Consider the following 14,014-nt stretch of genomic DNA (forward strand, 5'->3'; position numbering starts at 1 on the left):
GGGGAGGGAAGGGGGTGCAAACGAAAATATGGGAGATCAAAAAGATCACAGATGCACCGAATCCTTCAGTAAAACTGACTTACGTAAGTAAGCATATGGAAGAAGGTTACCCAGGCGAAGTCACAGTTGAGGCCACTTACACCCTGACCGAGGATAATTATGTGAAGCTTTCCTACCGCGCCAGAACAGATAGAAACACGATCATTAACCTTACCAATCATACTTACTTTAATTTGAATGGTGGTGGAAGTATTAGTGATCATTTTATGCAGGTAAATGCTTCTAAGATCCTGGAACTGGATGAAAATAACCTACCGACTGGAAATTTGACAAAACTCAGGGATCATCCTAAGGACTATCGAGAGAATAAGTTGTTGGGTAATAGAGAACTTGATGATGTTTACGTGCTCGATGTTATGGAAAATGAAGTACAGGCACAATTATTCGCTCCGCTCACCGGTATCAAGCTTAAAGTGATTAGCAACCAGCCCGTTGTAGTCATCTACTCTCCGGAAAGTCTTCCGGAAGATATGGTGTATCTGAATAAACTGGATGAAAATTTTCCAGCGGTCGCGATCGAAGCACAAAATTATCCTGACGCTCCCAACTTCAGAAACTTTCCTAGCAGTCTGCTAAAACCGGGTGAAGTCTATGAAAACAACATCGTTTTTGCTTTTTCTGTGAAATAATAATTCTATATTTAACCGAAGATTTTAAGAAAAGATTATGATAGGAATTTTATCCTTCGTTGGATTTACAGCACTCGTAGCTATTATCGCATATTTCGCAACCAGAAGAACTGATGAGTCCACCAGTGATGGTTATTTCTTAGGCGGTAGGAGTCTGACTGCCGGCGTAATAGCAGGTTCGTTATTACTAACAAATCTCTCTACCGAGCAAATCGTAGGATTGAATGGAAGTTCGTATGCCAACGGTTTATCGGTGATGGCCTGGGAAACGCTTGCTGCTATCGCCATCGTAGTTACGGCAATTTTTTTACTACCAAGATACTTAAAAGGAGGGCTTACAACGGTTCCGCAGTTTCTGGCTGAACGATATGATGTTACCACTAAAACACTTACTTCAGCCCTATTTCTTACAGGTTATGTAGTTGTCTTATTACCAATTATTCTCTATTCCGGATCTGTAGCGATTAGCGGGATGTTTGACGTTCCAACTCTTTTAGGAGTTTCAGATGATGCAGCAATAAAGATCTGCGTATGGGGAATTGGAATTATTGGATCTATTTATGCTGTTTTTGGCGGATTAAAAGCAGTAGCCGTATCTGATAGTATCAACGCAATCGGACTATTAATTGGAGGGATCCTGGTACCTATTTTTGGACTGGTGATCATTGGAGATGGTAGTTTTTTGGAAGGAATCACAACGCTAACAGAAACTAATCCAGAGAAATTTCAGTCCATGGGAGATGAGACCAGCCCGGTTCCTTTCCATACTCTTTTTACAGGAATGATGTTAGTACAACTTTTCTATTGGGGAACTAATCAACAGATCATTCAGCGTGCCCTTGCTGCTAAAAATCTGAAGGAAGGACAGAAAGGTTTAATGCTGGCCTCTTTTATCAAGATCCTAGGGCCACTTATCGTTGTTCTTCCTGGTATCATCGCTTTCCATATTTTTGGTGCTGATCTGGAAAATGGAGATGAAGCATACCCGCTTTTGGTGAATAGAGTATTGCCTGGTTATTTAATTGGATTCTTTGCAGCTGTTATTTTTGGAGCGATTCTAAGTTCTTTTAATAGTGTATTAAATAGTTCGGTAACCCTCTTCGGAATCGATATTTACAAGCAACATATTAATAAGGATGCTAATGAGAAAACCATTGTTCGTTATGGTAAAATCTTCGGAATAGTGCTTGCCGTAGCAGCAATGTTCATTGCTCCTTTAATAGCCAATGCAGGTAGTTTATTTGACTATCTACAGGAAGTGAATGGAATATATAGTATTCCCATCTTAACGATCATTGTAGTTGGTTACTTAACCAAGTATGTTCCAGCTATTGCTGCAAAAATCGGACTTATATCAGGATCTCTATTATATATCCTAAGCCAGTTTGGACTGAAGCCGTACCTCGCTGAAAGTGCTTTAGAAGATGCCGCTGCCAGTGGAATTACAGACGCTGCTGAATTAGCAGCTATAGAAGCAAGTGCCTATCCTCATTACCTGGATGTTATGGCAATTCTTTTTGCCTTGAACGTTGTGATCATGCTGGTTATTGGAAAGTTAAGACCTCGTAAAACGCCTTACTTACAAGAACATACAAAACAAGTGGATATCACTCCGTGGAAATTTGTTAAACCGGTTGGTTTTGCAATTATCATCATTGTTGTCGGGGTATATGCGTATTTCGCATAACAACAAACAAAGAACAACAAATAAAAAACCCTCGGAAGATCGATCTTCCGAGGGTTTTTTAAGTTACAGCATGCTGTGAATTAGCTCTTTTTATAATGTATATTCGGTTGTGCATTCAGCATCTTTACGGCCTGTTCTGCAGTGATGTCTCGCTGAGGTCCTGCAAACATCTCGTAACCAACCATAAATTTCTTTACCGTGGCAGATCGCAATAATGGCGGATAGAAGCTCATATGAAAGTGCCACTCAGGATGTTCCTTGCCGTTAGTTGGGGCCTGGTGTATTCCAGACGAATATGGAAATGACGTTTTAAATAGGTTATCATACTTTATAGTCAGCTTCTTTATAATATCTGCAAAAGCGATCTCTTCATTCTCGTCAAGATCTGTTATTTGCTGAAGATGCCTTTTAGGAATGATCATCGCTTCGAAAGGCCAAACCGCCCAGAATGGAATTAAGGAAACGAAATGCTCATTCTCATCCAGAATTCGTTCTCTTAAAGCCAACTCCTGACTTAAATAATCACCCAGAAGGCTGGAATTGTTCTTTTGCCAGTATGCTTCGAATCTTTCAGATTTTTTCGAAATTTCGGTTGGAATGGAAGATTGCGACCATATTTGTCCATGAGGATGCGGATTGCTACACCCCATAATAGCGCCTTTATTTTCAAAAATCTGGACGTAATTGATGTCTGGATTTTTCCCTAGCTCAGCGAATTCGGTTTTCCAGATCTGCACAACCTTCGTGATTTCTGAAACTTCCATCAGTGGCAGCGTTAGCGAATGATCTGGAGAGAAGCAAACAACTTTGCAAATTCCCTTTTCAGTTTCAGCCTTCAGCAGGCCTTGTTCAAAATTCACTTCAGGAGTATCCGGCAACAGAGAGCTGTAATCGTTTATGAAAGCATAAGGTTCAGAATAATTCGGATTCGTTTCTCCGCTTGCCCTGGTATTTCCTGGACATAGATAGCAACCCGGATCGTACGAGGCTTTATCATGGGTTTTATTCTCTTCGGTTTTACCCTGCCATGGTCTATTTGTGCGATGTGGTGAAACCAGTATCCATTCACCGGTCAAAATATTATACCTGCGATGAGGTAGTTTGTTCATTTCATCATTCATGGGATACCAGTTTTATTATTTCTGTTCCGGCTGAAGGTGCAACTTTGATTGCTTCCGGGTAGATCTTAAATCTTTCAAAATATGCTTCGGAAATTTCAGTAATATAGCTTTCAACATCTTCAGAATTTATAAGGTTAATGGTGCAGCCGCCAAAGCCACCGCCCATCATTCTGCTTCCGTAGATAAATTCTTTTTCTTCAGCAAAATTAACCAGAAAATCAAGTTCCTGGCAACTCACCTCATATTGACACTGCAAGCCGCGATGAGAAGCATACATCAATTTCCCTAGGGCACGAAGGTCATTATTGCGAAGCGCATCTGCAGCTGCCTGCACACGCTCGTTTTCCTGTAGTACATATAAACAGCGCTGGTAAGTTATCTCAGACAGTTCTGATCGATAACTTTCTAGCAAGTCAAAATCCACATCTCGTAAGCTTTTTATTTGCGGATTCTTCAATTGAATTATCCTGATCGCTGCTTCACATTCCTCACGCCTGGAATTGTAATCACTGTCGGCCAGATTATGAGATACCCTTGTGTTTAGCAGTAGCAATTCAAAGTTTCCGAGATCTGCAGGAATATATTCAGTAGCAAGGCTTCGGCAATCCAATTTGATAAAATGATCCTTTTTGCTAAGAACAGAAGCAAATTGATCCATGATTCCGCAGTTAGAACCTACAAATTCATTTTCTGCACATTGAGATATCTTTGCGATCTCAATGTCGCTTAAATTCAGAGCAAATAATTCATTAAGGCCCGCACAGAAACCACATTCCAGTGCTGCGGAAGAACTTATCCCGGCACCGGTAGGAAGATCGCTGGAAATCATACAATCAAACCCTTCCAGCAATTTATTCTTCTGCTGAAGTTCGTGAATGATGCCGAGTAAATAATCTCTCCAGTCGCTCTGCTTCTTTAATGGCTGGTCGAGGTGAAATTCAAATCCATTATTAAAAGTGTCACTGTATATCCTGCAGAAGTTTTCCGTTTCATTTATTCTGAATTTGAAACTTATTTGCTTATCGATCGCGGTTGGCATCGCGAAGCCTTCATTATAATCTGTATGTTCTCCAATCAAATTGATTCGACCAGGAGAATTAACGAGTAATTCCGCTTGGTAATCATCAAAAACCGAAGGCTTCGTAGAAAAAGATCTGATATTTGTCAAGACTTGATTAATTTTGAGTAATTCAAATATAATAAATGTCCTAATTACATTTATTATTTCAGAATATAATTATGCACACTAAGAACTCACAACCGGAAGTTTTCGAGCCAACAGACCTTTACCAGATCAGGGAGAAAATGTATGTCGCAACAGACTGTATTATTTTCGGATTTCATGAGGGGAAGCTTAAATTGCTGGTTTTCGAGCGTCAGGTAGAGCCCTTCAAAGGATCCTGGTCACTTGTTGGTAGCTTTGTACGGCTGGATGAAGATCTTGAGCTGGCAGGGCAGAGAGTTTTAGAAGAGGCTACCGGATTGAAAGAGGTTTTTATGCAGCAATTAAAGACTTATGGTAAACAGGACCGTGATCCTGGCTTCCGCTGTATATCTGTGGCTCAGTACGCTTTAATTAGAGTGGAGGATTATATAGACAAACTAGAAAAGCATTATGGTGCCCACTGGTTTGAAATTGATGATCTTCCCGAATTGGTTCTGGATCATGATCAAATGGTACAGGATGCATTGGAACAACTTAGACATAATGCGCGTCACAGACCCATTGGATTTGAGCTGCTGCCAGAAAAGTTTACGATTCCACAATTACAAAACCTATATGAAGCGATCTATCAGAAGCCACTGGACGCGAGAAACTTTAGAAAAAAGGTTTTATCTCTTAATGTTTTAGAAAAACTGGAAGAAAAAGATAAATCGGGTAGTAAAAGAGGAGCATTTTTGCATAAATTCAATAAAGAGAATTACTTACAATTATTAAAAGCAGGATATAATTTCGAGATTTTCTAAATTCTGAAAATAATTTCTTTAAATAATAATTGTATGAATTACATTTATTATTAATTTAGGAAAAACATTTCAGGATGGCTAAAGATCAATCTCGTAGAAAATTATTAAAGAACCTGGGAATTGGAGCTGGTTTACTTGCCATTCCATCATTTTCGAATGCATCCGGTTTCGATGTTGTAATTAATAATTTGCAAGACCCTACTTCAAAGATCAATCATTCTGTATGTCGCTGGTGTTATGCAGATATTCCACTTAAGGAGTTTGCGAAGGCCTGCAGAGAATTAGGAATCAGCGCTATTGATCTTTTAAAACCTTCAGAATGGGAAATCGTGCAGGAGGAAGGTCTGGCATGTTCCATGGCTACCGATGATTTTATCAGTTTAACCGATGGATTCAATGACCCTGAAAATCATCAGAAATTGCAAACTTCTTATAGAGAACTCATCGACAAAGCTGCTGATAATAATATTGAGAATGTCATCTGTTTTTCCGGGAGTCGGCGTGGGATGGATAATGAAACTGGCTGGAACAACTGTGTAGAAGGATTAATGCCCTTGTTGGACCATGCTGAATCACGAAAGGTCACGCTCGTCATGGAATTGCTAAATAGCAAAGTAAATCATCCGGATTATATGGCAGATCATACGTCGTGGGGAGCTGAGCTTGCCAGAAGGCTGGACCGACCCAACTTTAAATTACTCTACGATATTTACCATATGCAGATCATGGAGGGTGACGTTATTCGAAACATTAGAGAATTTCATCCGTACATCAATCATTATCATACCGCGGGAAATCCGGGGAGGAACGAGATCAATAATTCTCAGGAATTGAATTACCCTGCAATAATTCAGGCGATTCATGATACCGGTTTTGATGGTTATATTGCACAGGAATTTATTCCAACCTATGATAATAAGCTAAAAGCGCTTGAAGAAGCCATCGGCATCTGTACACTCTAAACTTTAAATTTTAATGTCTCGTATATTCGATTGGATTACTGTACTTATTGTACTTTTTTTAAATATTTGTCCCGTTTTTTCTCAAATAACTACAGTTGTTGACGAAAATGGGATAATTCGCTGGGAGCCTTCCGGAGAGGAGGTAAAGGGTTTTGGAGTCAATTATTCGGCACCATTCGCGCATGCTTACCGATCTGGTGAGAAACTCGGGCTTGATATCAAAGCTGAAATTGATAAAGATCTCTACCATTTTTCCCGACTTAACTTTGATCTGTATCGTCTTCACGTCTGGGATACAGAAATTAGCGATGCAGATGGGAATTTACTGCAGAATGAACACCTGGATGCGTTCGATTATTTACTGAGTGAACTCAAAAAACGCGAAATCAATTTTGTAATCACTCCAATAGCATATTGGGGAAATGGCTGGCCGGAACCAGACGAGGATACTCCGGGATTTTCCAATAAGTATGGCAAGGAAGGAAGTTTGACCAATCCCAAAGCGGTCGCTGCCCAGCAAAATTATCTCACGCAATTTATGAACCACGTGAATCCTTATACGGGAATTGCCTACAAAAATGATCCGAATCTAATCGCTGTTGAAATCAGCAATGAACCACATCATCGCGGTACTCCTGAAGAGGTAAAAGAATTCATTAATAAACTCGCGAAGGCTATTCGGGATTCCGGTTCTCAGAAACCTGTTTTTTATAACGTCACCCATAGTGTTCACCTTGCAGATACTTATTTTAAATCTGATATTCAGGGTGGTACTTTTCAATGGTATCCAACCGGACTTGGTTTTAAGAAGGAAATCCCGGGGAATTTGCTTCCCAATGTGAATGATTATAATATTCCATTTAGCAATGCTATCGAAAATAATAATGCCGCTAAACTAGTGTATGAGTTTGATGCTGCCGATGTTAATAAATCATATATCTATCCCGCAATGGCACGCAGTTTTCGAGAAGCGGGAATTCAGATCGGGACGCATTTTGCCTATGATCCATCTTTTCTGGCTTATGCGAATACAGAATATAATACCCATTATATGAATCTCAATTATACTCCGCATAAGGCTTTGGGTCTTATGATCGCCGGGGAGATATTCCATCATAACAAATTAGGCGAAGATCAGGGAACCTATCCCGACAACTTAAAATTTGGAGATTTTCTTATTCAGTATGAGGATGATCTAGCTGTCTATAATTCTGCGGAAAAGTTTATTTACACGAATTCAAATGCTGAAAAGCCTAAGGCTATTTCAGAATTAAGAGAAATTGCGGGTCACGGTAGTTCTGAAGTGATCGAATATGACGGAAAAGGAGCTTACTTCCTGGATAAACTAGAAGAAGGAGTCTGGCGTCTGGAAGTAATGCCCGACCCATTTCTTATCAAGGATCCCTTTGGAAATAATAGTCTTGAAAAAACAATTGCCGTGATCAGGTACAATTTGAACGAGATGAAAATAGCTATTCCCGGGCTTGCTGGAAACTTTGAGTTCCAACAGATAAATATCGCGGAATCTGAAGTTCAGGAGGCTGAAGCTGGTGCGATTTCAATTTCTCCTGGTACCTATCTACTAACTCAAAAAGGGCAGAATTTTGATATTAAAAATTATAAAGGAGACTTTCGTTTGGAACTCGACAATTTTGTGGCGGTAGAAGAGTCGGTTGACCGTACCTATGTCCTGCATGAAGCAGTTAATGCCGCGGAAGCTAATCAGAGCTTTTCTATTGATGCAGAGATCGTTTCAAATGAGGAGATTAATAAAGCCGAAATATGGTTTCAGAATGGAAATAGTTACGAAGCATTAGAAATGAAAGCAAAAAATAAATACGATTATTCTGCAGATGTACCGCAAAATTTGATGGTTCCAGGAATACTTACTTACCGTATTATTCTGGAAACAACGAATGGAAAACGAACATTCCCGGGTGATGTTTCGGGTAGTCCGGAGAACTGGGATTTCTATTCAGAAGATGTTTATTCTACTCGTATTTATGATAAAGGTTCTGCTATCTCAGTTTTCGATGCTTCTATGGATGCAGATATGGTGGTTCATTCATGGAAACCTGGCAATCAAATTGTTCCCCTAAATTCAGTTGAGGACGAATTTCAGGTAAGACTGGATGAATTATTTTCAGAAGATATAGAGAACAAAAACGCAACTCCAATTTATGATTACTCTTTTCGATTTAATTTTCAGAATAAAATAGGATCAAGGCTTCCTGGAGATCAGAAGGAACTTATCATTAAGGCTCGTAATCTTAAGTCGGGGACCGAGAAACTTCAGGTTGCGTTATTGGTGAAAAACGGTTCGGCTTTCGGAAAAGTGATCGAATTAGATAATCATTTAAAAGAGATAAGGATCAAACTTGATGAACTCAAGCCAGTTAAAACGATCACTTTGCCACGTCCTTATCCTGGTTTTCTACCCTATTATTTTGAGCATCAGAACCCGGAAGGTTTTGATCTGCAAGAGGTGGAAGCACTTCAGTTTTCTATTGGTCCCGGGATCGAGCCAGAAAATCTTCAGAAGAAGCATGAAATTGGTATTGTAAAGGTTACACTTCAGTAGTAGAAGTATGTAAACAAAAAAAAGGTCTCGTTCTCACGAGACCTTTTTTTCAGTTTAACACTTACAACAATTAAATTATCCACATTTAGAAGAACCACAATCTTTACAGGTGAGGCAACCTTCCTGGTAAATAAGGTTTGAAGAATTACAGTTATTACATTTTTCCTTCTTGGCAACTGTTCCATCAGCGATAAAGCGTTTAAGCGCTCTTACCACTCCGTTTTTCCAGGTATTAATGGATTCGTTATCCAATTGAAGGCTGTTGATCAAATCTACCACTTTATCGATAGACATTCCGTGACGTAATGTGCTGGAGATCAATTTTGCATAATTCCAGAATTCTGGATTGAATTTATGTGAAAGTCCTTCGATCGTAGTTTTGTAACCACGCTTATTTTCATATTGGAAATCGTAACGAGAAGATCCGTCTTCATTTCTGGCTTTAATGATATAACCTTCAGTCACCCAGCGAGGGATAAGAATACCTTCTTCATCATCTGCAAAACCGGTAAAAATCTCGTACGGTCTGTCATCTACAAGTCCTATAAATGCGATCCATTTATCCTTGTTATTCTGGAAACGAACCACATCTGCAGTAAGAACGTCTGGTCTTTTTAGAGGGAAAGATCCGGAAGTCTGTTCCTCGTCTTCCTCTTTTTTCTCATCGTTAGAGATTAAAACACCAGATCTTGAACCATCACGATATACAGTAACACCTTTACAACCAGCTTCCCATGCTTCCAGGTACAGTTTTCCAACCAGTTCCTCTGTAGCATCGTTTGGAAGGTTAATGGTCACACTAATAGAGTGATCGATCCATTTTTGTACAGCTCCCTGCATTCTCACTTTGCTAAGCCAGTCTACATCATTAGACGTTGCCTGGTAGTAAGGTGAAAGTTTAACCAGTTTGTCAAGTTCTTCGTTCGAGTAATTTTTATCGGTATCATAACCTTTGGCGCTCATCCACTGCTTAAAACGATGGTGGAAAACCACATATTCCTCCCACGAATCTCCAACTTCATCAACAAAATCTACGCGAGCCTCCTTGTCATTTGGATTTACTTTTCTTCTTCTTTTGTAAACCGGTAGGAAAACAGGCTCAATTCCCGAAGTGGTTTGCGTCATAAGACTGGTCGTTCCAGTTGGAGCGATCGTTAATAGCGCGATATTTCTACGACCGTGCTCAAGCATGTCGTAATACAACTTTTCATCAGCTTCTTTCAATCGAAGAATGAATGGGTTATTTTTCTCTCTTTCCGAATCAAAAATCCCAAAAGCACCTCTTTCTTTCGCAGTTTCTACGGAAGCTCTATAGGCTTCAATAGCAATATTCTTATGAATGTCTACAGAGAAATCGATTCCTTCCTTGCTACCGTATTTAATACCTAAACCGGCAAGCATATCACCTTCCGCAGTAATACCTATACCAGTTCTTCTACCTTCATGTGCTTTTTTACGGATATTAAGCCATAGATTTTTCTCCACTGCCTTTACCTCTTCATTTTCTGGATCTGCATCGATCTTACCAATGATGTTGTCGATCTTTTCCAGTTCAAGATCAATGATATCATCCATAATACTTTGGGCAGCAGAAATATGTTTTTTGAATAGTTCGTAGTTAAAGTGCGCATTTTCTGTAAATGGCTCTTCTACATAAGAGAAAAGATTGATCGCAAGCAAACGGCAGGAATCATAAGGACAAAGTGGAATCTCTCCACAAGGATTGGTAGAAACCGTTTTATAACCAAGATCTGCATAGCAATCTGGCACAGATTCGTTGATCACTGTATCCCAGAAAAGAATACCAGGTTCAGCCGATTTCCATGCATTATGTACGATCTTTTTCCAGAGTTTATCTGCCTCGATCTCTTTTGAAACCTTTGGCTCTGCGGAAAAGATTGGATATTTCTGAGTATAATTAGTGTTGTTCTTTACAGCTTTCATGAACTGGTCATCGATCCTAACCGAAACATTGGCACCTGTAACTTTGCCCTGCTCCATTTTAGCATCGATAAAATCTTCAGAATCGGGATGATTTACTGAAACCGAAAGCATCAAAGCTCCACGACGTCCATCCTGTGCTACTTCTCTTGTAGAATTAGAGTAACGTTCCATAAAAGGAACAATTCCGGTAGAGGTAAGCGCTGAGTTCTTTACAGCCGATCCTTTAGGACGTATGTGAGAAAGGTCATGACCTACACCACCACGTCTTTTCATTAACTGAACCTGCTCCTGGTCGATCTTCATGATCCCACCATAAGAATCTGAATTTCCATCATTACCGATCACGAAACAGTTAGATAACGAACCAACCTGGTAAGGATTCCCAATTCCAGCCATAGGACTTCCCTGTGGAACGATATATTTAAAATCCTTGATGAGATCGAAAACTTCGTCTTCGGTCATAGGATTTGGATACTTTTTTTCAACTCTTGCAATTTCGCTGGCGATACGTCTGTGCATATCGTTTGGAGTGAGTTCATAAATATTCCCGTCAGAATCTTTAAGGGCGTATTTATTTACCCAAACTCTGGCGGCAAGATCGTCGCCTTTGAAGTATTTTAGTGAAGCTTCGAAGGCCTGTTCCTGAGTATACGTCTTTGGAACAACTGGATTTTCCTGTACAGGCATAAAAATGAGATTTTTAGGTTAGAAATGCTCTAATCGGCTGGTATAAAACTAGGCATTATTTCCGGACAATTAACAAATCGTTTGAAAAAAGTTTTCAAACAAAAACAGTTAAAATACTGATAACCAATGATCTAAAAATTTACTAACAATAAAAAGTTGACAAATAATGAAAACATTTAATTAAAGGTTTGGAAATTCTATTCTATTGAGATTCAGTAGTAGAAATAGAGGATTGGGTTCGAAACTAAGCTAAATTATATGCTTTTTGTAGCATATTTCAGAGAAAAAATAACAAAAAAAAGAGGCCTCACAAATCTGTGAGGCCTTCTTTGAATTAACACCTATGAAAATTCAAAATAAAAATCTTTATTCTGTAATAGACCAGATCGAATACCCATTTGCAGGAGCCTCGATGGTCACCGCTCCATTTTCATCGGAGGCAGGGAAATATGTTGAATTCGAACTATAATCCTGTAGCGTAACATTACTCCAGTTCGAACTTACTGTTCTTCTTTTTGTACCATTATTGATGCTAATATAAAGAATTAATCCAGGATTAGTACCTGATCCATTTCTTTTCATAACATATTCATCCTGGTCTGCATAAAGTAACTCCGTGTCCCCAGTTGCAAGACTGTTATGAATCGAAATTAACGTCTTCAACTCATCTTTAAATTCTTCATTCTCATAATCTGAATAGAAGATCGTAGGATAGCCAGGGTGAGTTAAGATATATGCATAAGCCTTCATTTTATTGGAGCTCATGATATAATTATCCTCATTAGAATCTTTTTCAGTATCATGATTCGCAGTGAAGGTTACTGCATCTTCAGGATTTGTTTTCCAAAGCATATCACTCTCGAGAATACTAAGATTTTCAAATCTGTCCAGACTTTCTTCCAGTTTGTAAAACGTAGAAAAATCAAAAGCAGGTGATCCTGAAGCTTCGATCCAGTCACGAAGTACATCTGGATTTCCGTCGAAATTTTCTCCTACAGAAAATCCTCCAACAGCCTCATTCCATTCTTTTACGACCCATGGTTCAAAACCTTTTACATAATCAAAACGCCAGCCATCAAATCCCATTACATTTTTGTAATATTTGGCTACTGAATTTTCGTCTCTCCATAGCCAGTCCTGAACTCTTTCTCTATGGTGATCAAGATTGGTCTCTTCATAAAAAAGACTTCCCGGATCGTACTGGCTCACACTATTTGGATAAAAATCCTCGTAAGTTCTGTTGAACATCCCTGAAGCATTTCCATTTGCTTCATCAAATAAAGTGTAAGTATCATATTCCCGGTACGGATTGTATTGCAAACCTCCACCAGAATTATGATTCAGTACAATATCTGCGATCACTTCAATATCATTGCTGTGAGCTGTAGCAATCAGATATTCAAGTTCGGTTCTTGAACCAAATCTTGTTTCCACGGTTCCATGCTGATCATAATCACCAAAATCGAAATAATCTGATACATCGTAACCCATAGAGTAACCACCAGACTGTCCTTTGGCAGGAGATGGTATCCAGATTCTGTCCACACCGGCTTTAGACCATTGCGGTACTTTTTCTGAAAGGTTGTCCCACCAGGCAAATCTTGGTTCTACATCCCAGTAGAAAGCCTGCATCATTACCCGGTTGTTATTGTCCAGGGATGCCAGGTCCAAAGCCTGAGGTTCAGATGGAGCAGGGGTTTCTGGAGTACCAGTTATATCATCTGTCTCATCCACGATGTCATCTGAATCATCACCGGAGCACGAACCCATAAAGAGTGCACCACCCAGCAGCAGACTGCATAAAAATTTATTAGTATTCATATTTAGTTCAGTTTAAAGAAAAAAAAGGGGCTAATTAAATTAGCCCCGGTATAAAATTGTATGATTATTCTCCTGCAGGAATAAGAATATATCTTGCAGTTAGGTCATTAAACCAGATATCATAAACTCCTGCAGTAACAGGGATATTTGGATCATTTGCGTTTGCACCCTGACCACTGATAGGTGTACTTGCACCCCAGCTTACATCCCATGCGTTGTTTGCTCTGAACTTAAGTTCACCGTCAAACAGTTCCACATCGTTCATGTACCAGATGTGAGAATCGAAATCTGACTGGGTCATATCCATATCATCATTCCAACCTTCGTCTGTACCTGTAGTAGCAGTACCAATAATACCTACCATATCGTACATTGTTGCTGCAGAAACATCCATAGCTTCGAAAGTATAGGTCATGTCTTCAGTGTTTAATGATAGCGTGTAGTATGCGTCATCTTCTACTGAAAATGCAGCCGGATCATCACTATCACCTGTATTTACACCCAAAGTTCCGTCGGTACCACCCCATTGCGGTTGCCATGCTCCAGGAGTTTCA

At 39.5% G+C, this 14,014-nt stretch carries 9 protein-coding genes and 1 pseudogene; 5 read left to right on the forward strand and 5 right to left on the reverse strand.

Annotated features, from left to right (window positions below):
- A partial coding sequence (locus QZ620_RS10615) for a galactose mutarotase (RefSeq protein WP_295181444.1) occupies nt 1–689 on the forward strand: 689 nt, incomplete at its 5' end.
- A 37-nt stretch (nt 690–726) separates the two neighbouring features.
- Nucleotides 727–2,376 carry a solute:sodium symporter family transporter gene (locus QZ620_RS10620; RefSeq protein ID WP_295181446.1) on the forward strand — a complete coding sequence of 550 codons (1,650 nt, stop codon included), beginning with the start codon at nt 727–729 and terminating at the stop codon, nt 2,374–2,376.
- Between the two features lie 80 nt (nt 2,377–2,456).
- On the opposite strand, the gene QZ620_RS10625 is transcribed toward QZ620_RS10620, so the two are convergent.
- The gene (locus QZ620_RS10625; protein WP_295181448.1) at nt 2,457–3,497 is read right to left on the reverse strand and encodes a UDP-glucose--hexose-1-phosphate uridylyltransferase; all 1,041 of its coding nucleotides are present in this window, start codon (nt 3,495–3,497) and stop codon (nt 2,457–2,459) included.
- Complete coding sequence (galK, locus tag QZ620_RS10630; RefSeq protein ID WP_295181450.1) at nt 3,490–4,665, reverse strand: galactokinase; 1,176 nt, start codon at nt 4,663–4,665, stop codon at nt 3,490–3,492. Before galK ends, QZ620_RS10625 begins: the two co-directional genes overlap by 8 nt.
- 71 nt (nt 4,666–4,736) lie before the next feature.
- On the opposite strand from galK, the gene QZ620_RS10635 reads away from it, so the two are divergent.
- The 3 genes from QZ620_RS10635 to QZ620_RS10645 all read left to right on the forward strand — a co-directional run bounded on the left by QZ620_RS10635 (nt 4,737) and on the right by QZ620_RS10645 (nt 9,008).
- Entirely contained in the window at nt 4,737–5,465 is a 729-nt protein-coding gene (locus tag QZ620_RS10635; RefSeq protein WP_295181452.1) for an NUDIX domain-containing protein, read from the forward strand.
- 74 nt (nt 5,466–5,539) lie between these two features.
- The gene (locus tag QZ620_RS10640) at nt 5,540–6,427 is read left to right on the forward strand and encodes a TIM barrel protein (protein ID WP_295181454.1); all 888 of its coding nucleotides are present in this window, start codon (nt 5,540–5,542) and stop codon (nt 6,425–6,427) included.
- 13 nt (nt 6,428–6,440) lie between these two features.
- Nucleotides 6,441–9,008 carry a hypothetical protein gene (locus tag QZ620_RS10645; protein WP_295181456.1) on the forward strand — a complete coding sequence of 856 codons (2,568 nt, stop codon included), beginning with the start codon at nt 6,441–6,443 and terminating at the stop codon, nt 9,006–9,008.
- A 75-nt stretch (nt 9,009–9,083) separates the two neighbouring features.
- Here QZ620_RS10645 and QZ620_RS10650 read toward each other — a convergent pair whose 3' ends face one another.
- The 3 genes and pseudogenes from QZ620_RS10650 to QZ620_RS10660 form a co-directional block, all read right to left on the reverse strand.
- Complete coding sequence (locus QZ620_RS10650) at nt 9,084–11,639, reverse strand: adenosylcobalamin-dependent ribonucleoside-diphosphate reductase (protein ID WP_295181458.1); 2,556 nt, start codon at nt 11,637–11,639, stop codon at nt 9,084–9,086.
- 366 nt (nt 11,640–12,005) lie between these two features.
- Nucleotides 12,006–13,460: an alpha-amylase gene (locus QZ620_RS10655; RefSeq protein WP_295181460.1), complete on the reverse strand. Its 1,455-nt coding sequence runs from the start codon at nt 13,458–13,460 to the stop codon at nt 12,006–12,008.
- A 64-nt stretch (nt 13,461–13,524) separates the two neighbouring features.
- Nucleotides 13,525–14,014, reverse strand: a pseudogene (locus QZ620_RS10660) (DUF5116 domain-containing protein); the annotation flags it as partial.

The sequence above is a fragment of the uncultured Christiangramia sp. genome, from assembly GCF_913046405.1.
GTDB classification, from domain to species: Bacteria; Bacteroidota; Bacteroidia; order Flavobacteriales; family Flavobacteriaceae; genus Christiangramia; species Christiangramia marina.